The 19,499-nt window shown below is 68.6% G+C and carries 20 protein-coding genes; 9 read left to right on the top strand and 11 right to left on the bottom strand.

Translation table 11 applies throughout. The features are described from left to right. Positions 1-16 precede the first annotated feature (16 nt). Positions 17-1,162, bottom strand: coding sequence for an NAD(P)/FAD-dependent oxidoreductase (locus AB0L70_RS03195; RefSeq protein WP_363679367.1), 1,146 nt, complete (start codon positions 1,160-1,162; stop codon positions 17-19). Between the two features lie 91 nt (positions 1,163-1,253). Between AB0L70_RS03195 and AB0L70_RS03190 the strand changes: the two genes are divergently transcribed. Then, positions 1,254-1,814 (top strand): TetR family transcriptional regulator, encoded by a 561-nt coding sequence (locus AB0L70_RS03190; RefSeq protein WP_363679365.1) that lies wholly within the window; start codon positions 1,254-1,256, stop codon positions 1,812-1,814. Here the strand turns inward: AB0L70_RS03190 and AB0L70_RS03185 are convergent. From AB0L70_RS03185 to AB0L70_RS03175, 3 genes are all read right to left on the bottom strand, one after another. Continuing rightward, the gene (locus AB0L70_RS03185; protein WP_363679363.1) at positions 1,781-2,569 is read right to left on the bottom strand and encodes a sugar phosphate isomerase/epimerase; all 789 of its coding nucleotides are present in this window, start codon (positions 2,567-2,569) and stop codon (positions 1,781-1,783) included. The genes AB0L70_RS03190 and AB0L70_RS03185 overlap by 34 nt on opposite strands. Before the next feature lie 12 nt (positions 2,570-2,581). Next, positions 2,582-4,744 (bottom strand): DUF4328 domain-containing protein, encoded by a 2,163-nt coding sequence (locus AB0L70_RS03180; RefSeq protein WP_363679361.1) that lies wholly within the window; start codon positions 4,742-4,744, stop codon positions 2,582-2,584. A gap of 205 nt (positions 4,745-4,949) precedes the next feature. Beyond that, positions 4,950-5,675 carry a DUF4328 domain-containing protein gene (locus AB0L70_RS03175; protein ID WP_363679359.1) on the bottom strand — a complete coding sequence of 242 codons (726 nt, stop codon included), beginning with the start codon at positions 5,673-5,675 and terminating at the stop codon, positions 4,950-4,952. A 144-nt stretch (positions 5,676-5,819) separates the two neighbouring features. Between AB0L70_RS03175 and AB0L70_RS03170 the strand changes: the two genes are divergently transcribed. Further along, positions 5,820-6,293, top strand: coding sequence for a methylated-DNA--[protein]-cysteine S-methyltransferase (locus AB0L70_RS03170; RefSeq protein ID WP_363679357.1), 474 nt, complete (start codon positions 5,820-5,822; stop codon positions 6,291-6,293). 165 nt (positions 6,294-6,458) lie between these two features. Further along, the gene (locus AB0L70_RS03165) at positions 6,459-6,776 is read left to right on the top strand and encodes a hypothetical protein (RefSeq protein WP_363679355.1); all 318 of its coding nucleotides are present in this window, start codon (positions 6,459-6,461) and stop codon (positions 6,774-6,776) included. A gap of 92 nt (positions 6,777-6,868) precedes the next feature. On the opposite strand, the gene AB0L70_RS03160 is transcribed toward AB0L70_RS03165, so the two are convergent. Next, positions 6,869-7,690: a hypothetical protein gene (locus AB0L70_RS03160; RefSeq protein ID WP_363679353.1), complete on the bottom strand. Its 822-nt coding sequence runs from the start codon at positions 7,688-7,690 to the stop codon at positions 6,869-6,871. A gap of 247 nt (positions 7,691-7,937) precedes the next feature. Between AB0L70_RS03160 and AB0L70_RS03155 the strand changes: the two genes are divergently transcribed. Both AB0L70_RS03155 and AB0L70_RS03150 read left to right on the top strand, forming a co-directional pair. Next, complete coding sequence (locus AB0L70_RS03155; RefSeq protein ID WP_363679967.1) at positions 7,938-8,468, top strand: peptidylprolyl isomerase; 531 nt, start codon at positions 7,938-7,940, stop codon at positions 8,466-8,468. Positions 8,469-8,525: 57 nt separating this feature from the next. Next, the gene (locus tag AB0L70_RS03150; RefSeq protein ID WP_363679351.1) at positions 8,526-9,266 is read left to right on the top strand and encodes a rhomboid family intramembrane serine protease; all 741 of its coding nucleotides are present in this window, start codon (positions 8,526-8,528) and stop codon (positions 9,264-9,266) included. A 225-nt stretch (positions 9,267-9,491) separates the two neighbouring features. Here the strand turns inward: AB0L70_RS03150 and AB0L70_RS03145 are convergent, their stop codons facing one another. The 3 genes from AB0L70_RS03145 to AB0L70_RS03135 are packed head-to-tail and all read right to left on the bottom strand — an operon-like array spanning position 9,492 to position 12,828. After that, a complete protein-coding gene (locus AB0L70_RS03145) occupies positions 9,492-10,523 on the bottom strand; it encodes an S-adenosylmethionine:tRNA ribosyltransferase-isomerase (protein WP_363679349.1) in 1,032 nt (343 codons plus the stop codon). Next, entirely contained in the window at positions 10,520-11,239 is a 720-nt protein-coding gene (locus tag AB0L70_RS03140; RefSeq protein ID WP_363679347.1) for an SDR family oxidoreductase, read from the bottom strand. The genes AB0L70_RS03145 and AB0L70_RS03140 overlap by 4 nt, the downstream gene beginning before the upstream one ends. Positions 11,240-11,262: 23 nt before the next feature. Then, on the bottom strand, positions 11,263-12,828 hold the full coding sequence (locus tag AB0L70_RS03135; RefSeq protein WP_363679345.1) for an FAD-binding oxidoreductase: 1,566 nt from the start codon (positions 12,826-12,828) through the stop codon (positions 11,263-11,265). Positions 12,829-12,959: 131 nt separating this feature from the next. On the opposite strand from AB0L70_RS03135, the gene AB0L70_RS03130 reads away from it, so the two are divergent. The 3 genes from AB0L70_RS03130 (at position 12,960) to AB0L70_RS03120 (ending at position 16,174) form a co-directional block, all read left to right on the top strand. Further along, positions 12,960-13,580, top strand: a complete 621-nt coding sequence (locus tag AB0L70_RS03130; protein WP_363679965.1) for a TetR/AcrR family transcriptional regulator — start codon at positions 12,960-12,962, stop codon at positions 13,578-13,580. Beyond that, positions 13,577-15,118, top strand: coding sequence for a glycerol-3-phosphate dehydrogenase/oxidase (locus AB0L70_RS03125; RefSeq protein WP_363679344.1), 1,542 nt, complete (start codon positions 13,577-13,579; stop codon positions 15,116-15,118). Before AB0L70_RS03130 ends, AB0L70_RS03125 begins: the two co-directional genes overlap by 4 nt. 78 nt (positions 15,119-15,196) lie before the next feature. Continuing rightward, the gene (locus AB0L70_RS03120) at positions 15,197-16,174 is read left to right on the top strand and encodes a DUF4328 domain-containing protein (protein ID WP_363679342.1); all 978 of its coding nucleotides are present in this window, start codon (positions 15,197-15,199) and stop codon (positions 16,172-16,174) included. On the opposite strand, the gene AB0L70_RS03115 is transcribed toward AB0L70_RS03120, so the two are convergent. Together AB0L70_RS03115 and AB0L70_RS03110 are read right to left on the bottom strand one after the other, a co-directional pair. Next, on the bottom strand, positions 16,171-16,923 hold the full coding sequence (locus AB0L70_RS03115; RefSeq protein ID WP_363679340.1) for a protein phosphatase 2C domain-containing protein: 753 nt from the start codon (positions 16,921-16,923) through the stop codon (positions 16,171-16,173). The two genes, AB0L70_RS03120 and AB0L70_RS03115, sit on opposite strands and share 4 nt — an antisense overlap. Before the next feature lie 12 nt (positions 16,924-16,935). Beyond that, positions 16,936-17,814 (bottom strand): NAD-dependent epimerase/dehydratase family protein, encoded by an 879-nt coding sequence (locus tag AB0L70_RS03110; RefSeq protein ID WP_363679338.1) that lies wholly within the window; start codon positions 17,812-17,814, stop codon positions 16,936-16,938. Between the two features lie 139 nt (positions 17,815-17,953). Between AB0L70_RS03110 and AB0L70_RS03105 the strand changes: the two genes are divergently transcribed. Next, entirely contained in the window at positions 17,954-18,553 is a 600-nt protein-coding gene (locus AB0L70_RS03105; RefSeq protein WP_363679336.1) for a pentapeptide repeat-containing protein, read from the top strand. 97 nt (positions 18,554-18,650) lie between these two features. Here AB0L70_RS03105 and AB0L70_RS03100 read toward each other — a convergent pair whose 3' ends face one another. Next, the gene (locus AB0L70_RS03100; protein ID WP_363679334.1) at positions 18,651-19,268 is read right to left on the bottom strand and encodes a VanZ family protein; all 618 of its coding nucleotides are present in this window, start codon (positions 19,266-19,268) and stop codon (positions 18,651-18,653) included. Between the last annotated feature and the right edge of the window lie 231 nt (positions 19,269-19,499).

Genomic DNA, 19,499 nt, shown 5'->3' with positions numbered 1-19,499 from the left:
GGAGGGTAGAGGCAGGTCAGCGCTCTGGGAAGCCGGCCAGCTGCTTGGCGAACTTGACCTGGACCTTCTCCTGTCGGCCGGCCAGGCCGACGATCGTGTTGCGGACCTGACGGAGCGGGCGGGGGAGGTTCGCCAGCCGGGTCAGCCGGTGCGCGAGCCCGATCACCCGGACCGCCTCGGCGCGGCTGTTGGTCGCGTAGGCATCGAGGTCCGCCTCGTCGCCGTGGGTCAGCGCGGATGCGAGGGCAGCAGCCAACGTGACCGCGTCCCGCAGGCCCAGGTTCATCCCCTGACCGCCGGCCGGGCTGTGGGTGTGCGCCGCGTCGCCGGCGAGCACGACCCGGCCGGCCCGGTACTGGTCGGCGACCCGCTCGTGGATCCGGAACCGCGAACCCCAGACCACCTCGGTGACCTTCGGCTGCGTCTTGCGCGGACCGCGGCTGACCAGCATCTGCTGCGCGTACGCCGCGTCCGGGTGCTCCGGTGCGTCGGGCGTCTCGGCGACGATTCGGAACGTTCCGTCCGGCAGCGGGGCGACCACGAGCAGCCCGGCGTTGGAGAAGTACAGGGCGACCTCGTCCAGCGGCAGACCTCCGTCGACGCGGATGTCGAACAGGCTGCAGGACAGCTGCAAGGTGTTGCCGGGCATCTTCAGTCCGGCCAGCTCGCGGACCGTGCTGTTCATGCCGTCCGCGGCGACGACGTACCGCGCCTTGATCACGTCACCGCTGTCGAGCGTCACCTCGGCGCCGTCCGCGGTCTGGGTGACGGCGGCCGCGGAGTACGGCCGCAGGATCGAGCCGCCGAGCTCCTCAAGCCGGTTGAGCAGGATCCGCTCGGTGGACGACTGCGGGATCATCGTGATGAACGGGTACTTCGTCGGCAGGTCGGCGAAACCGACCGGGATCAGCCGGCGGTCGGCGTCGCGGACCGCGAACTCCTCGAGCTCCAGCCCCTCGTCGACGAGGCGCTTGGTGACACCGATCTCGTCCAGCATCTCCAGCGTGCGCGGGTGGATCACGCAGGCCCGCGAGGTGTTCGCACCCTCGGCCTGCTTGTCGATCACGGCCACCGAGTGACCGTGCAGCCGGAGCCCGGCTGCCACCGCGAGCCCGACCGGACCCGCCCCTACGACGACAACATCGGCACTCTCCGGAATCATGTTCTTCCCCTTCGTATTTATCAACGCTTGTTGACTTTTACTGTAGCCCGCTTCTGGTAAAAGTCAACAACCGTTGGCATATGCTGGAAGCATGGCGGAGAAGAAGTCGGACCGGACCCGGGCGGCGATCCTGACGGCTGCGCGGGAGCGGTTCGGCGCCGACGGGTACGAGCGGGCCACGATCCGGGCGATCGCGGCCGACGCGGCGATCGATCCGGCGATGGTGATGCGGTACTTCGGCAGCAAGGAGAAGCTGTTCGCGGCGGCGGCCGAGATCGACGTACGGCTGCCCGACTTCGGCGACGTACCGAGGGAACAGGTCGGCGAGGCGATGGCCCGGCACCTGATCCAGCGGTGGGAGGCCGACGACACGCTCAAGGTGCTGCTGCGGACCGCGGTCACCAACGAGGTCGCGGCCGAGCGCATGCGTGAGGTGTTCGCCGGACAGCTGATGCCGCTGCTGCGGAAGCTGTCCGTCGACCAGCCGGCGGTCCGGGCCGGTCTCGTGTCGAGCCAGGCGCTGGGGTTCGCGCTCTGCCGCTACATCCTCGAGTTCCCCCCGATCGTCGGCTTGCAGGCCGACGACGCGGTCGCCTGGCTCGGCCCGACGATCACGCGCTACTTGACTGCGCCGTTACCCAACCAAGCGTGAAGCGCCGGGAGTGCCTCTTCCAGTGGCGGCAAGGTCGGGTGCCACTTGAGCTCCCACTCGAGCGAGACCGGATAGTCGGTGCCGTCGATGGTCTCCAGGAACTCCTTGACCGGGAAGTCACCGGCCCCGATCGCGACCGGGCGGTAGTCCTGCCGGGAGTCGGCGTCCTTGACCTGCACGAGTTCCATCCACGGCTGCAGGAGGTTGAACGACTCGGCCAGCGTCTCGCCGTGCGACCAGGTGTGGGAGCTGTCCCAGATCACCTTCACGTTGTGGCCGGGGACATTGCTGTCGAGCAGCGCGCAGAACGCGGCGACCTGCCGACCGGCTGAATGCGAGTCGTGGGTTTCCAACAGGATGTGGACATCCCTGGGAGCGGAGGTGACCCGGTCGAGGGCCCGGATCTCGCCGGCGCTCGGGGAGTCCGGCGTACCGTCCGTTGTGGTTGGGTCGTCACCGGCGAAGACGCGAACACCGCGGGCGCCGAGGTCTGCGGCCAGCTCCAGGTGGGCTTCGAGCGGCTGCTCCTCGACCGCGCAGAGCTTGACGTAGCTGCTCACGGTGAGGATCTCCAGGCCCGCGTCCTCGATCCGCCTGCGGAGCTCACGCCGCTCCGCCGCGGTCAGTGCGGTGCTGGTGAACTCGTCCGGTGCGGCCCGCAGTTCGAGTCCGGAAATATCGTTGCCCTTGGCAAGCTCCAGGACGTGGTCCAGGGGCGCTCCGGGGCAACCGAGCGTGGCGAAGGCTAGCTGCATAAGGCTATTTGATCAGACCCAGCGCCGACGCGGGTGGGTCCGCGGAGTGGTGGGCTGCTCCGGTGCGGGCTCCTCGTAGGAGTACTGCTCCTGCTGGTACTCAGCCGGCTGCTGCTCTTCAGGCTGCCCGGTCGGCTGCTGCGTCGGCTGGTCGGCCGGCGTGTAGTAGGAGTCCGCCGCGTAGTTCGGGCTGTAGGTCTCGTAGGACTCGCCGCCGCCGTACTGCGAGTTGTTGTAGGAGTCGTACGACGTCGACTCGTACCCACTCGGGCTCGGGCTGGAGTAGTCCGAGCTGTAACTGCTGCCGCTGTACTCGGTCGGCTCGTAGCTGGTGCTCGTGTACTCCGAGCCGTACGACGTCTGGTAGTCCGACGGCGCCTCGTACGACGTGGGCTGATAGCTGGACTCGTCGTACGACGGGGTGCTGTATTCCGAGCTGTAGCTCTCCGGCTGGTACGACGGCTCCGGTCCGTACGACGGAACTGTCGGGAGCGGCTTGGACGGGGTCAGGTAGTCGTCCTGCTGCCCGAGCGCCGGAGCGGGCTCGTAGTAGCCGGAGGACGCCGGCGTGTGGTCCGACTGCCCGTAGACGGTGTGCTCGGACGGCGAGTACACCGAGTGGTCTGCGGGCGCGGAGTACTCAGAGGCGCCATACTCCTCGCCAGAGTTCGACGGGATGGCCGACTGGATCGCCGACGGGCTGTCCACCGCGACCCGAGCGGCCCGGCGGCCGGCGCGCGCAACAGGGGCGGGCTCTGGCTCGGGTGCGGTCTCGACCTCCGGAGTGGACGTCGAGGTCAGGTAGTCCGGCGTCTCGTACGAGTAGGGCTCGGAGTAGCTCGCGGCCCAGGTCGGCTCCGGCTCAGGCTGCTGCGGCTGGTACGAGTACGGGTCCGGCGGGACGACGGTCAGCGGTGCGGCCTCGTCCAGCCACCGGCTCGACGTGTTGGTCGACAGGACGTCGTCGTTCTTGTCGCCGAGGTACTCGTTCCAGGACGTCTTCGGAGCCTCGTACGCCGTCTCTTCGGCCGGCTTCTCGTTCTGCCAGGACTCGACCGGGCTGAACTGCTCGGTGGCCGGACCGCCGTTGTCGTCCTGCCAGTTCGACACGACCGGAGCGAACGGGCTCCACTTCGGCGGCTCCTCGACCGGGCTCTCACCGGTGAACGCAGCCGGAGCGGCGGGCACGGGAGGCGCAGGAGGTGCGGGCGGGAAGCCACCGGCTGCTGCGCCGTCACCCGGGAAGCCCTGCGGCGCCGCGGGTGCGAACGGGTTCGCCGGCGGGGCCTGGACGCCACCGGCCATCTGGTACTCGGGCTGACGCTCCAGCCGCCGGGTCGGGGCCGGGACGGACGCGGCGATCGGCTCGGAGATCGCGGGCTGCTCGTCGGTGTCGTCGTTGGCGTAGGTCGGCACCACGGCGAGCTTCGGCTCGCGCTGGTCCCACCACGGCAGCCACTCGCGGGTGGTCTGCATGTGGTTGATCTTGCGGATCACCATCGTCGCGGCGATCGCGGACACCACGGTCAGGACGAGTGACGCCGTACCGGCCAGGGCGATACCGCGCAGCGACCCGACGGTCGCCTCCATCCACATCAGGAACCGGCGGACCACCACGTCGAACGCGAGCGCGCCGACCCAGGCGACCCACCACACGGACGTGAGGGACGGCGTCCTGAATCGGCGCAGGTCATCGGCGTAGACGGGGGTCTTCGGATCGCTGGCGAGCCAGACGTCGTCGACGATCTGTTTCGGATACCAGAGATTCGGGCCGGGGCAGAACCAACTGGCCAGCACCCAGCCATGACCGCGGCGATGGTCGGCCTGGCAGAACACCTCGGAGTTGACCCGGGCCCGCCAGAGCCAGATCACGAAGACCACGGCGGCGGCGACCGAGATGATGACGTTGGGAACCGCGGTGACCTTGGCGATCGCGTCGGCGCGATTCAGATCCGCGTCATCGACGTTCGGCATCCCACCGAGATAACGGTGGACGACGGAATACGTGTTCCAATCGGACCAGGTGGAAAGCAGGTGGGTGATAGTCGACGCACCCAGCAAACCGATGGCGATCTTTCCGACCGTCCCGACCTGCTGGAACTCCTCAGCTGCGTGCGGCTGCCACTCTTCATGGTCTTCTACAGCAGACAGAACTGCTTGCTGCGGGTGGCTCACGTCTCGCGTCCCTCGCGTTGCTGGAACTCCGTCTGTTCGGCGTTTCGGCCTTTTCCTGCCCCCGCATGACCGAGCCACATTGATACCACGAAGTAGGTACGCGAAGGGAGTCGAGCCCAGCACCGAGGGTGTCGACTTAACGTGTTCTTTTCGTACGCCCATCACCATTGGTAACGACGCAGCAGACGGTGCGTGACGGTTTGGTTTACCTCGCAGGAGGTTGGTATCTGCTGTGGGACTGATCGAGCGCCCACCACGGCACCCATTCACGGTTGGTCTGCAGCTCGTCGATCCGCTCGATCAGGATCACCGCCAGCACGGCGGCCGCCGTCGTACAGAACGCCGAGATCGTGGACAGTACGACGTTCGTCCGCAGGTCACCGACCTGCGTCGAGCCGGCCAGTACGCCGCGCTGCACGATGTTGCCGGTGACCAGGCCCGCGACCCACGTGAGCCACCAGCCCCAGACCAGCCGTGTGCCCGGGATCTCCCGCAGGATCGGTGTCTGCGGATCCGTGCGCGGGTCGCTGGCCGCGACGATGTCGTCGACGACCTGCTTGGGGTACCAGAGGTTCACCACCGGGCAGATCCAGCTGCCGAGGACCCACCCGCGGGTGAACCGGTGCTCGCCGCGGCAGAACATCTCCGCGTTCCACCGGACCCGCCACAGCCAGATGATGAACACGGCCGCGGCCGCCAGCAGGACCAGCGCACTGACGATGCCGAGCGAGCCGGAGATCAGGTCGGCCTCGGCCAGCTGGTCCGGATCATCGGCGTACCGCTTCAAGGTTTGGTACGAGTACCAGTCCGACCACGCTGTCGCCCAGGTGGTGACGGTCACGAGCCCGACCAGGATCGAGGCAGCCAGACCCATCGACCGCTCGGAACTGAACCAGCGGTCCAGCGGCGGTTGCGGCGGCCGGCTCGGCATGGATCAGGAATAGCACAACACCGCGTGACCGGGCGAGAACATCACGTCGCGGTTTGTTCGTGGCGCAATCCGGCCAGAATGTGCCTGACCGGGGCGGTGGGGTGGGGACGGTGAAATGTCGGTGGTGAGCGGCAGGATGTAGGTATGCGCTGGTCTGTGATCGATTCGCCCATCGGCGACCTGACCCTGGCGGTCGACGACGTCGGGTTGTGCCGCGTGCACTTCGGCGGCTCGGACCGCCCGGTCGACACCGACCCCCTGCTGACGGAGACCGCCGAGCAACTCGAGGCCTACTTCGCCGGCGAGCTCCAGGACTTCACCCTGCCACTCTCGGTCCCGAGCGGCTCTGCCTTCGAGCGCGCTGTCTGGGACCAGATGCGCCGGATCCCGTACGGCGAGATGCAGACGTACGGCGAGGTCGCGAAGATCGTCGGGGACGCGGGCGCGGCCCGGGCCGTCGGCGTCGCCTGCAACCGGAACCCACTGCCGATCGTGGTGCCGTGTCACCGCATCGTCGGGGCCGGCGGGAAGATGGTCGGCTTCGGCGGCGGCATCCCGACCAAGCGGCATCTGCTCGAGCTCGAGGCCCGGGTCAGCCTCGAGACGCTCTGGTCCTGACCCGACACGCTCAGAAACCTGACGAAGATCTGACACCGCGATGGTGCATATCAACGCGCGGCATGGGCCACCTGAGGACTACCGTTGCTAACAGCGATCGGGTCGTCACGCTTGAAGCAGACGATTCATTCGCGCCCTCCACCCTGCCTCGGAAGACGTGCATAAATGAACAAAGCTCACCCCACGGACCACCACCACCCCGACCTGAGCGCCCTGATGGACAAGAGTGCCGAGGACTGGTCGGCGCCCGAGATCCAGGACGCCGCGCGTGCCGCGCTCCAGATGCACGCACCCGACCGTGAGCCGCTGACCTGGGTCAAACGGTTCAAGGTTCTGCCCTGGCTGCACCGCAACGACGCGGTCTGCCAAAGCTGCGGTGGCAGCTACCCCTGCATCACCCACCGGTACGCGACCCAGTTGCTGTCGGCCGGTCGGTACACCATCGCTCGCGGCGAGACCGACCCCGAGCCCCAACCGAACTGACGCCGTACGCGCAAGACGACGTCAGCAGGCAAACGAAGGCCGCGACCCCCAGGTGGGGATCGCGGCCTTCGCCGTTGCGGTGGTGGTGCCGGTCAGGAGTCGGTCGGCTTGGAGTCGGTCGACTTCCTGGTGGTGCTGGTCTTCTTCGCGGCGGTGCCGTTGGACGTCGACTTGACCTCGCCGTCGGTGCTGTCAGCCTTGGGAGCATCCGCCTTGGCGGTATCGGCCTTCGGCGCCTCGGCCTTGGGGGCCTCCGGCTTCGCGGTTTCGGTCTTGCCGTTGGCCGACGGGCTCGTCGAAGTGCTCGTCGACGTGCTCGTTTCTGGGCGCGACGTCGTACCGGCCGGGGCGGAGCTGTAGTCGCGACCGCTGGTCGGGGTCGACTGCCAGGCCGGCTCCGGCGGGGTCAGCAGCTTCTTGACCGCTGCCGCAGCCAGGGCACCGAAGCCCAGGAACAGCACGATCTTGCGCAGCCGGTGACTCTTCTTCGGCACTTCGATCTCACCCTTGAGCGCGGCCTTGGTGGCCCTGCCCCGGCGCGAGGTCTCCTCGACGACCGGCTCGGCGGCGGCTGCCAGCGACGCCAGTGCGGCGGTCACCTTCGGCAGTACGTCGTCGTTGAACCGCTCACGGGCCTTCTCGGCCGCCTGCTCGGTGGCCGGTCCGACCTTGGCCAGCGCGTCGTCGATCACCGGGCTGGCCTTCTCCACCGCGACATGCGCGTAGTGAGCGCCGCGCTCGACCGCCTTCTCGGCGTACGGCGACACCCTTTCCCGTGCGGTTCCCACGGCCGGCCCCAGGTGGTCCCGGACCTGGCCGACGGCCGGTCCGAGCTTCTCCGACGCCGATTCGGCGAGTGGCCTGACCCGGTCCTTGGCGACCTCGACCCGGCCCTTGGACTTCCTCAAACCCACGGTTCCCTCCTCGGTGCCGCCCGTACCGACGGACGGCGCTCCGCCCATCGGCGACATGGGCACTCTCTTACGGCTCTGGACAAATCCGGCTTCATCTGCATCGTACGACTTCGGCAGTCGATCACCCTGTGCCCCCACCACGCCATGCCCACACGTACCCGTCAATGCGCCTTTTCTTGGGTCCACATGACAGGATCGAGGACGTAAAGACGTATTCCGACTAGGAGTGACTCCCGTGGCCGAAGAGCTGTACGCAACCCTGCAGACGACGAAGGGGGATGTCGTCATCCGGCTGTTCCCCGACCACGCGCCGAAGACGGTGAGCAACTTCGTCGGCCTCGCCGACGGCAGCAAGGAGTGGACCGACCCGCAGACCGGTGAGCCCAGCACCAAGCCGTTCTACGACGGCCTCACCTTCCACCGGGTGATCGACGGGTTCATGATCCAGGGCGGCTGCCCGCTCGGCACCGGCACCGGCTCGCCCGGGTACTCGTTCGACGACGAGATCCACCCGGAGCTGCAGTTCGACCGCCCGTACCTGCTCGCGATGGCGAACGCCGGCATCCAGTTCGGCCGCGGCACCAACGGCTCGCAGTTCTTCGTCACGGTCGTGCCGACGCCGCACCTGAACCGCAAGCACACGATCTTCGGCGAGGTCGCCGACGACGAGTCGCGCAAGGTCGTGGACGCGATCGCGACCGCGAAGACCGCGCCGGGCGACCGGCCGATCGACCCGATCCTGATCAACAACGTCGTGATCGAGCGCAAGAACGCCTGAGCTTCTCGCGGGGCCGAGGAGGCTCGGCCCCGCACTCCCAGGGAGGACGCACCCCGCGTGACCGAGACCGTCTGCTACCGGCACCCGGATCGGCCCGCCGGGGTGCGCTGCCAGCGCTGTGACCGGCCGATCTGCCCGGCCTGTATGAACAGTGCCTCCGTCGGCTTCCAGTGCCCGAACTGCTTCAACGAGGGCGTCAAGTCGGTCCCACGGACCCGGACCTCCCTCGGTGGCATCCAGCGCGGCAACCCGCAGTTCGTCACGATCGGCCTGCTGGTGCTGAACGTGCTGGTCTTCATCGCCGTCCGCACCGGCAGCAGCCGGGTCGTCAACGACCTGGTGCTGGTCCCGGTGCTGGTGGACACCGAGCCGTGGCGGTTGCTCACGTCGGCCTTCACCCACGTGCAGATCTTCCACATCTTCTCGAACCTGTTCATGCTCTGGCAGATCGGCCCGATCCTGGAGCAGATGCTCGGCCGGCTGCGGTTCCTGGTCCTGTACCTGTTGTCGGCCCTCGGCGGCAGCGCCGCGGTCTGGCTGCTCGCCGCCCCCGGTTCGGCAACCCTCGGCGCGTCCGGTGCGGTCCTCGGTCTGGTCGGCGCCCTGCTCGTGATCAGCCGGGCCCGCGGTCTCGACGTCACCTGGATCCTCGGGTACGTCGCGGTGACCGCCGTACTCTCCTTCCTGATCCCGAACATCTCCTGGCAGGGTCACCTCGGCGGGTTCGTCGTCGGCGCGGCCGTGGCGTGGCTGTTCCTCCAGACCACGAACCGCCGCCGCAACAAGGCCCACACCTAACCGCTTCGCACGCCAATTAGGTTCACCAGGCAACTAAACGGCCTAGCCCACAATTTGCGCTCGGTTGGATCAAACCCGATGACAGGTGGCCCTGGTTACCTGTCTAATCAGGTGACGTCCCGACGGGGGACCTTCTTGGTAGGGGCATCAGCGATGAGTCCACGTGCAGTAGAGAAACGCGCTCGGCCGGGTAACGACAGACATCTGCCGGCCTCGCCGGCACGGTCAGCGCAGCAGCAGGCAGCTGTCGCCAAATTCGTGCCAGAGGTACTGGTGCTGCAGGGCGGCGTCGTAGGCGCGTTGGACCGTGCCGTCGCCGACAACCGACTCCAGAAGAAGTAGGTGTGAGGCCTCCGGAGCGTGCATGCCGGTGATGAGGCCGTCCACTACCTGAGCGGGATGGTCGGGACCCAGGACCAGGTCGGTCCAGCCGTGGGCGGCCGCGACTGAACCATCCGGGGTGACGGCTGACTCGATGGCTCGGACCGCGGTGGTGCCCGCAGCGATGACACGTCCGCCGTTGGCCTTGACCCAGTTGACCAAACGAGCGGTGTGCGCGGGTACGTCGTACCGCTCGGGCAAGGGTGGTTCGTGGCTCTCGAGCGAGGAAACGCCGCAGTGCAACAGGATCGGCGCGATCAGTACGCCCTGCGACGCCAGGTGACTCACCAGCTCGAAGCTGAACGGCCTTGCCGCGCTGGGCATCTCCGCACTACCCGGCTCACGCGCAAAGACGGTCTGGTACGACGCGAGTGGCCACCGCTGGTCGACGTACTGATAGGTGATCGGCCGCCCGTTCCGCTCGAGATAACTGAGCACATCAGGCACTGGCGGCTTCGCGCGCCACAGGCGGTTGGAATCCGATTGGTACGGCGACAGCAGCGTCAGCACGCCCTCCGGCATCTCCACCCGGTCGCCCGCCGTACCGCCGAACATCGGCGAGCCGCCGTTGCGGAGCTCGACCACCCACGTGCCGTCGTCGAGTGAGGTGGAGAAGTGCACGACGACCGGAGCCACACCGGCGCCGGTGATCCAGGAGCCGTCGACGGCTGCGGGCAGGGTGCCGGACGTGTTCACCAGCAGCAGGTCGCCGGGTCGCAGGTGCTCACCGATCCGGTCGAAGCGGGTGTGCGTGACGGTCGACCCCTCCGCGACCAGCAGCTTCACCTGATCCCGCTGGATCCCTCGGGCCTCCGGTGGTTCGCCGGCGTTCAGTGCGTCGGGCAGGACGAATCTCGTGTGTGGATGGACTTTCACGGAGTCACCGCCTGGGCGAACTCCGCCGCACGGTACCGACCACTTTCCGGGCGGCTGTCCAGCAACCGCAGGAACGCCGGTACGACGGTGGCCGGCTCGGGCCGGTCCGAGATGTCCTCACCGGGGAACGCGGCCTGGTGCATCGCCGTCCGCAGATCTCCCGGATCGACGGCGTACACAGCAAGGGTGGGGTGCTCGGCGGCGAGAACCCGCGTCGCGTGGTCGAGAGCTGCCTTGGCGGAGCCGTACCCACCCCACGTCTCGTAGGCCTCGACCGCGGCGTCGGAGCTGATGTTGATCAGCACACCGGCAGCTCGGGTGAGTTTTGGCAACAGTGCTTGGGTCAGAGCGAGTGGCGCGAGTACGTCGACCTCGTAGACGCGACGTAGTTCGTCGAGGTTGGCGGTCTCGAGAGTCTGCAGCGGACTCGGGCCGAGGTAGCTCGCGTTGTTGACGAGCAGGTCGAGCCGACCGAGTCCCGCCACGGCCTCGATCAGGTCGGCGCGGTGGTCGGCGTCGGTGATGTCACCAGCGAGTGGGACGACATCGGTACGGGCAGCGAGCGCATCGGCCGCGTCCTTCAGAGCTTCGGCGCCGCGGGCGTCGATCACGAGCGCCCAGCCGCGGTCGGCGAGTCCATGGGCCAGCGCGAGCCCGAGGCCGGCCGATGCGCCGGTGATGAGAGCGACAGGACGGTCAGAGGGTTCAGGTGTCATGCCCTCGACTGTCGTACCTCAAGTCATCTTGAGGTCAAGAGGATCCCTGGATTCATCACGCCGTCCGGATCGAGCGTGTGCTTCACGGCCTGCAGAGCCTCGACCGCGAGCGGGCCGATCTCGTCCGCGTACGCCGACCGATGGTCGGTGCCGACACCGTGGTGATGGGAGATCGTCCCGCCGGCTGAGGCGATCGCCTCGCTCGCGGCCATCTTCGCCTGCCGCCATTGGCCAATGGGGTCATCGGTCTGGGCCGAGATCACCGTGAAGTACAGCGAAGCCCCGGTCTCGTACACGTGTGACACATGGCAGAGAACCAAAGGCGGCGTACCTTGCGCGCTCAATGCACCAACGAGCGCTTCGGTGACGGCGGCCTTCAGCGCGGGGATCCGCGACCAGAACGCGGCCGTCTCCAACGTCTCGACCAACGCACCCTCGTCCAGCAACGGATCCCGCAGGTACGGCGCTCGGTACCGGCCGACGCGCCACAGCTCACCAGGGCCCTCGCCGAGGTTCTGACCGCCCGCCTTGGTCAGCACGTCAGCAGTCGCCTGGTTGTACGGACCGTCGAAGCCGATGATCGCCAGTACGCCGCCCGACCCGCCGCCGAGCACATCCGGATCGGCCAGGTTGACCGCGGTCTCCGCCTCGTCGGACAACCGCAGCACGGTCGGCAGCGGTCCGTCCTGCGCGAGCCGGCGGATCGCGGTCAGGCCGGTCTCGAAGTTCTCGAACCGCCAGCCCTCGAAGTGCCGCTCGGTCGGCCGCGGCCGGATGCGTACGACGACCGACGTGATGATCCCGAACGCGCCCTCTGAGCCAAGCACGAGTTGGCGCAGGTCGGGGCCGGCCGCGGACATCGGTGCGCGGCCGAGCTCGATCGTGCCGCGCGGGGTGGCGAGGGTGAGACCGACGACCATCTGGTCGAAGCGGCCGTAGCCCGCGGAGGACTGCCCGCTCGATCGGGCTGCCGCGTAGCCGCCGATCGAGGCACCTTCGTAGGACTGCGGGAAGTGCCCGAGCGTGTAGCCGCGGGCGGCGAGGAGAGCCTCGGCGGCTGGACCGCGGACGCCGGCTTGGAGGGTGGCCGTGCGGGACACCTCGTCCAGGTCGAGCAGTTGATCGAGGCGTCGGAGGTCGAGGGTGATGAAGCGGCGGTCGGGTGCGAGGCCGCCGACTACCGAGGTGCCACCGGAGTACGGGACGACTGCCAGGTGATGGCGGGCGCAGGCGGTCAGGAGGGCGAGGACCTCGTCGTGGGAGGCCGGGTAAACGACGGCATCGGGCATGTCGGAGGTGTCGCCGGCGCGGTGGCGCAGCAGGTCAGGAGTGGAGTAGCCGCGGGTGTGGGCCCAGCGGGAGTCCAGGTCGGTCGTGACGTGCTTGGCCCCGACCACGTCAGTCAGGACAGCCACTTGCTCAGACGTAATCCCGGGGCGGTCAGCGGGAGCGGTGGGCTCGTGCGGGGGTCGGCGTACGCCCAGGTGTTTGAGGGCGTCGAGGGCTGCGGCGGGGAGCTTCACGGAGTGGGACGGGTCGCCCCACCGGCCGGGCGTGAGTTGCGCCACCGGAAGGTCCGATTCGGTCATCGTGGGCTGCCTTTCGGTGGATCGGGGAGTAGCGTCCGTGAGAGGTGAAACCCCCTGGTCTCCACCTCCCACGGACAGTTCGGGGATGCCACTGTGCCAGTTGTACTGTCGCTGATACACTCTGACACGTGATGTCTCAGCGTAACAGCGACTCGGAACCCGAGACCAGCACCCGTCCGGCCCCCGCGAACGCGATCGGCGAGGAGCGGATCCTGGACGCGTCCTACGAGCTGCTGCTCGCGATCGGGATGCGCCGGATGACGATGGCCGACATCGCCCGGCATGCGGAGGTCTCCCGCGCGACGCTGTACCGGCGCTGGCCGAACGTGCAGGCGGTCGTCGCCGCACTGATGACCCGGGAGTGGACCACCGCACTGGTGTCCGCGTTCCAGCCCGACGCCGCCGACGGCAAGACCCTGCTCGTGGAGGGTGTGGTCGAGGTCGTCGCGAAGACCCGCGTCCACCCGTTGATGCGGAAGATCATCGAGCTCGACCCCGAGTTCCTCACGCCGTACCTGCTGGAGCGCCGCGGCAGCAGCACGGTCGCGCACCTCGCGCTGGTCGAGGAAGGCATCAAGGCAGGTCAGGCCGATGGCTCGATCCGAGAAGGCGACCCGGTCTGGCTCGCTCGGCAGATCATTCTGGTCTCGCTGGCCTCCGCGGTGTCCGGGCCGGTGATGGCCGAGAAGGACGAGTACACGAAGCTCGACGAGGAGCTGCGCGCGATGCTTGACCGGTACCTCCGGCCATGACCTACCTGGGCAACGCCAGCCTGAACGCGGCTCGCCGCGCCCGCGAGCTGGACTGGCTGGACACGACCGGCGCGGTCGATGTGCTGGTCATCGGCGGCGGGGTCACCGGCGCCGGCGTTGCCCTGGACGCGGCCGCCCGCGGCCTGTCCGTTGCCCTGGTGGAGAAGCACGACCTCGCGTTCGGCACCAGCCGGTGGAGCTCCAAGCTCGTGCACGGCGGCCTGCGCTACCTCGCCTCCGGCCACGTCGCCATCGCGTACGAGAGCGCGGTCGAGCGCGGCATCCTGATGAAGACGACCGCACCCCACCTGGTCCATCCGGTCCCGCAGGTCGCGCCGTGGTTCCCGCAGGCGAAGTTCGCGCAGGCCGCGCTGCTGCGGTCCGCCTTCCTCGGCGGTGATGTCCTGCGGACGTTCGCCCGGACCAGCGACGACTACCTGCCACACTCGCGCCGGGTCAGCTCGGCCGAGGTGCTCCGCTACGCGCCGACGATCCGGCCGGAGGGACTGCGCGGCGGCTTCCTGACCTGGGACGGCCAGTTGTACGACGACGCCCGGCTGGTGATCGCGATCGCGCGGACCGCGGCGCAGTACGGCGCTCGCGTGCTCACCCGGGTCGCAGCCACCGAGGTCACCGGGCGAGGCGCCGTGCTCGTGGACCAGCTGACCGGGCACCGCGTGCAGGTCGACGCGAAGGTCGTGATCAACGCCGCCGGGATCTGGGCCGGACAAGTTGCCGAGGGCATCAAACTCCGGCCGAGCCGCGGGACCCACCTGGTCCTGCCGCAGTCCGTGTTCGGCGGGCTGTCCGCCGTACTGACCGTGCCCGTGCCGGGTGAGCTGCGCCGCGTGGTGATGGCGATCCCGGCGCCGGACGACCGGGTGTACGTCGGTCTGACCGACGAGGACGCGCCCGGACCGGTGAGCGACGTACCGCAGGCGACCGACGCGGAGATCGACTTCCTGCTCAACACGATCAACGCGGCCGTGCATGAGCCGGTGACCCGGGCCGACCTGCTCGGCACGTACGCCGGACTCCGGCCGCTGCTCGACACCGGCCACCACAAGGGTGAGCACAAGACCGCGGACATCTCCCGGCGGCACGCGGTCATCACCGGCCCGGACGGGCTGGTCACGATCGTCGGTGGCAAGCTCACCACCTACCGCCGGATGGCCCAGGACGCCCTCGACACCGCGCTCGAGCAGTCGTCGATCGACGTACGCCGGCCCTGCCGGACGCACCGGATCCCGCTGATCGGTGCGGCCGATCGGGTCCGGCTCGCGGCGGTGCGAGCGCCCGCACGGTTCGTCCAGCGGTACGGCGTGGAAGCGCCGGACGTGATCGCGGGACCGCCGGAGTTGCTGGCCCCGATCGCGCCCGGGTTACGGACGACCTTCGCCGAGCTGCAGTTCGCCGTCCGGCACGAGGGTGCGCTCGCCGAGGACGACGTACTGGACCGGCGGACCCGGATCGGGCTGTCGGAGGCAGATCGCAAGCTCGCGCTGCCCGCGGTCCGGGAGGCGTTCGCGGCGGTCTGATTGCACGTTCTCACCTGTGGATCACGGGTTGATCGCTCCACCCCTTGGGTTAACTTGGCTGCGGGGAGGTGAGAACACGTGACACAGCCGTATCCAGTACCGGGGCCGCACCAACCGCCGTGGCCCTATCCGGGGCCGCCGTCGTACCACGGTCCGTTGCCGTACCAACCGCCGCCGATCCCGCCGCGGTACCGGCCGCTGCGGAAGGTCGCGATCGTGAGCATCGTGCTGATGGGCCTGACCTCCTTGGCCGCGGTGATCCAGTCCGCCTTGCTGTGGCGTTCGTACGACGACGTGAAGCGGTTCGTGTACGGGTTGCTGTCCGAGGAGGAGATCGACCGCGGCATCGCGTCGATCGCCGGCACCGGCCCGCTGCTCAACCTGGTCAGCTACCTGCTGATGGGGACCGGGATCGCCTTCCTGATCTGGCTGTGGCAGGCCCGCGACAACACCTACTTCCTGTACTCACCACTCGCGCCACGGCCGATGGCCGAACCGCAGCACAGCCTGCACCGGCGGGCCCAGGGCTGGATCGTCGGCGCGTGGTTCTGCCCGATCGTGCAGTTCTGGTATCCGCTGCAGCTCGTCCAGGACGTGGCCACCGCGAGCGAGCCGCCGGAGCAGCCCGGCGCCGTTCGGAGCGGTCGGATGCGCACTCTGCTGTACGGATGGTGGGCGACCTGGACGGGATTCTGGCTGATCGTGGTCGGCGGCGGTGGCGTCGCGTTCGTCGGCTTCATCGTGTGGATCGTCCGTCTCGTCGACGCGGCCGACGCCGCGGACGCGACCGGTGACTACGTCGACATCTACGACCTGCAGGACTTCATGGTCCACGTCGCCCTCGCGGTCAACATCGGCTTCACCGTCGCCACGATCCTGCTGATCGTCGCCGCGATCACCGCCTCACTCCTGCTCCTGGACATCACCCGCCGGCAACACGAGTTGGCCACCGCTACCCGGCCCACCGACGCGGTCCCACCACCAGGACCACCGCAGTACGCTCCCCGCTTCAACAGCTCGGGCCCGACCTTCCCGTCGTACGGGCCGCACCCCTAGAACCGGCACAGGACGACGCTCGCATCGTCGTACCGCTTGCCGCGGAAGCCTTGCGCGGTCTCGTCGTACGCGCGGACGCGGGCGATCAGCTCCTGCGGCCCGGCGGTGGTGAGGACGTCGAGCAGGTCGTCCCACGAGTGGCCGTAGCGTTCGGCGTACCGCGATGCTCCGTCGGTCAGTACGGCGGCCACCTCGACGTCGGCGCGATCCGTCGTACCGGTGACCGCCTCGTACGCCGCCTTGGGTTCGGTGCTCGCGACCCAGAAGCCGCCGGGCTGGTTGCGGAGTCGGCGTACTGCGGCGAAGGAGTACTCGGGCAGGTAGTCGACGCGGTTGTCGCAGTGCGGAGTGGTCACGCCGGACGGCGAGCGCACGACGAGGGGTGAGTCGGCCAGGACCAGGTGTTCGAGGTGATCCGGTCGGACCCGCAGCATCGCGACGGTGGAGGACGGGCTGTCCGGGTTGGTGAGGTCGCAGGTGTCGGCGTGGCCGGCCCGGACCGCGGTGATCGCGTCGGCGAGCAGGTCGGTGAGTGGCGCCGACGAGCCGGTGAGCAAGGGCGTGGCGAGGTGACCGGCCAGTTGTGCGACCAGCCAGGCGACCGTGTGCCGGCAGCCGGACTCGATGCCTGGCGGAGCGGTGGCGCCGTCGAGGACGACGACGAAGTCGGGGCCGGTGAGGACGAGATCCTCGTTCACCGCGGGCGGTCGCCGGTCCGGCGCGGGCAGGCTGAGCGAGCGGATCTCCACCTGACCAGTCTCCTATTTCGTGCAGCCCCAGCTGTCACCGAGGGACTGCTCGAGCGAGATCTTCGGTGACCAGCCGAGCTCCTGACCGATCAGCGAGATGTCCGCCTGCTGCCAGCTCACCCCGGGCGCCCCCTCCTCCACGATCCGGGCCGGCTGCCCGCTCAGCTCGAACAACTGCCCGGCCACGTCCCGGGCGAGCGTGGCCCGTCCGGTGCCGACGTTCAGGACCGAGGGCAGCTTGGCATCCGCCAGCGCAACCGCAACCACGGCCTCGGCGACATCGCGGACGTCGACGAAGTCCCGCCAGACGTCCAGCGATCCGACCTCGATCAGCTGCCGCGCCCGCAGATCCCGAATCACCCGCCCGGTCAGCGTGGTCTCGGGCGCACCCGGCCCGATCACGTCGAAGATCCTGAGTACGACGGTGTCCGCGCCGTTCCGTTGAGCCCGCAGGACGAGTTCGGAGCCGGCCAGTTTGGTGGTCCCGTACGGACCGGCCGGCTGGGGATCGGTCCGTTCGTCCTGGCTGCTGCCGTGCGGACCACCGCCGTACTCGGCCGCGGAGCCGAGCTGGACGAAGCGTGCGTGGCCGGCGTTGTCACGGGCCGAGGCGAGTAGGGCCTCGACCGCGATCACGTTCGCCCGGACCAGCTCGGCCGGGGCGCCGAGGGTGGCGCCGGCCGCGTTGACGATCACGGTTGGCTTGTACATCCCGATCTGGGTGTCCAGGGCGTACGAGTGCATCTCGGCCAGGTCGCACAGCCGGTACGGCTCACCCCGGCTCCGGCTCATCCCGCGGTACTCGACCCCACGGTCGTCGAGCAGCGCGCAGATCCTGGCGCCGAGGAAGCCTCCCGCGCCGAACACCATCACCCGCTCAGTTCCGGTCACCTCTCCATCGTGCGGCCCGTAGTTGTCGGTCCGCCTTCCGTTCTCCGTCGTCACCATCACAACTGCCGTACGGCGCGGTGCCCGGGCTGTCGGCGTGAGATGGCAGGGTGGGGTCGTCGCCACCGACCGAGGGAGAGCCATGGCCGCACGACCGGGAGTGCCGACCGAGTCGACGATCCGGGACTGGGACGACGCCGACCCGTCCGGGCAGACCTACCAACGGGTCCAGTTCATCGACTCCGACCTGACCGAGGTGGAGAACCGCGGCGGGATCTTCGAGGAGTGCACGTTCCGCGGGGTCCGGTTCAACGCCTCGACCCACACCGACGCGGCGTTCGTGAACTGCACGTTCGTCCGCTGCTCGCTCTTCGACACCACATTCACCCGGTGCAAGCTGGTCGGCAGCTACTTCGACGACTGCACCTACAACCTGCTGAAGGTGAACGGCGGAGACTGGTCCTTCGCAGGCCTGCCGGGTGAGGACCTGAAGGGGACCGAATTCACCGGCGTGAAGCTGCGCGAGTCGGATCTGACCGGAATCCGGGCGGGGAAGGCGGTGCTGCGCGACCTCGATCTGTCCGGTGCGTCGCTGCAGCGGGCCGATTTCACCGGCGCCGATCTGCGGGGATCGGACCTGTCGACGCTGGACCCGCTCACCGTCGTACTGAAGGATGCGCGGATCGATGTCACCCAGGCGATGGTGATCGCGGCGAGTCTGGGGCTCGACGTCAGGCCCTAGCCTGTGGATATCTCCGTGTAGTCACGCAGTCATCCCCCGTTCTATCCACAACCTGTGGATAACCATCCGGATAACTTCGTATTCGTTCTGTGATATCTCACCGCGTTCTGGCTACTGGCCGTAGCTTCGCTGCGGGCAACTCGTGCCGCCGGTGCCGACCTGGCACCCGAGCGGGTACGACGAGGAGCGCGGCGTGCTCGACGACGTACGGCACGGCCACCAGCTGCCGTCCGCGGGTCAGCGTCTGGAGTCCGGCGGCGACGCCGACTCCGCAGAAGACGCCGAGCGAGTTCGCGATCAGGTCGTGCAGCTGGCAGGACCGGCCGAGCTGCGGGATCAGCGCCTGGACCGCCTCGACCGCCGCGGACATCCCGACCCCGGCGGCGATCCCGTCGACCGGACGGCCGCTGGCCAGCGTGAGCATGCCGGCGGCCGGGACGAACAGGAGGACGTTGAGCAGGCCCTGGAGTGAGGTGAGCCCACCGGTGGTGGTCAGATGCGTCCCGCACTGGCCGATCTGTCCCAGTCGATGTGCGGTCGGGCTGAGCGTCGCCGCGAGAACCAGGGCGAACGCGGCGGGCATACAGAACGCCGCCAGCCGTGGGATCAGGTCGCCCGGTTTGCGCAGCGACGAGAGGGCGATCGGTAGGGCCATGCCGGTGAGCACGAGCCAGGTGTCCAGTAGGTGTGGGATCCCGCGATAAGTCTCGAGCACGCGTCCGGAGCCTCCCGTGGTCGACCGCTGACTCGATCTCTGCCTCGTCAATTTCGCTTCCTTGACGACGATCTGTCGTCCACTCCCGCTCCCGCCAGGCCTGTCCGGACATCTGCACGCAGCCGCAAACAGTCCGTGACAATCCGTGTACAAACTGTCACGGAAGGAAGGTGCTCAGGGCAACGATCCTTTGCTCCGGATCAACCGATCGGTGGAGTCGGTGGGACCAGG

The organism is Kribbella sp. NPDC051952 (assembly GCF_040680855.1).
In the GTDB taxonomy this organism is placed as follows: domain Bacteria; phylum Actinomycetota; class Actinomycetes; order Propionibacteriales; family Kribbellaceae; genus Kribbella.
The sequence above is the reverse complement of the archived record's forward strand: the minus strand, read 5'-3'. Positions and strand labels throughout refer to the sequence as shown.

What these genes read in the sequence shown, in the direction of transcription:
- AB0L70_RS03195 (WP_363679367.1), bottom strand. Translation starts at nt 1,162, where the DNA reads ATGATTCCGGAGAGTGCCGATGTTGTCGTCGTAGGGGCGGGTCCGGTC.
- AB0L70_RS03190 (WP_363679365.1), top strand. Translation starts at nt 1,254, where the DNA reads ATGGCGGAGAAGAAGTCGGACCGGACCCGGGCGGCGATCCTGACGGCT.
- AB0L70_RS03185 (WP_363679363.1), bottom strand. Translation starts at nt 2,569, where the DNA reads ATGCAGCTAGCCTTCGCCACGCTCGGTTGCCCCGGAGCGCCCCTGGAC.
- AB0L70_RS03175 (WP_363679359.1), bottom strand. Translation starts at nt 5,675, where the DNA reads ATGCCGAGCCGGCCGCCGCAACCGCCGCTGGACCGCTGGTTCAGTTCC.
- AB0L70_RS03170 (WP_363679357.1), top strand. Translation starts at nt 5,820, where the DNA reads ATGCGCTGGTCTGTGATCGATTCGCCCATCGGCGACCTGACCCTGGCG.
- AB0L70_RS03165 (WP_363679355.1), top strand. Translation starts at nt 6,459, where the DNA reads ATGAACAAAGCTCACCCCACGGACCACCACCACCCCGACCTGAGCGCC.
- AB0L70_RS03140 (WP_363679347.1), bottom strand. Translation starts at nt 11,239, where the DNA reads ATGACACCTGAACCCTCTGACCGTCCTGTCGCTCTCATCACCGGCGCA.
- AB0L70_RS03135 (WP_363679345.1), bottom strand. Translation starts at nt 12,828, where the DNA reads ATGACCGAATCGGACCTTCCGGTGGCGCAACTCACGCCCGGCCGGTGG.
- AB0L70_RS03130 (WP_363679965.1), top strand. Translation starts at nt 12,960, where the DNA reads ATGTCTCAGCGTAACAGCGACTCGGAACCCGAGACCAGCACCCGTCCG.
- AB0L70_RS03125 (WP_363679344.1), top strand. Translation starts at nt 13,577, where the DNA reads ATGACCTACCTGGGCAACGCCAGCCTGAACGCGGCTCGCCGCGCCCGC.
- AB0L70_RS03105 (WP_363679336.1), top strand. Translation starts at nt 17,954, where the DNA reads ATGGCCGCACGACCGGGAGTGCCGACCGAGTCGACGATCCGGGACTGG.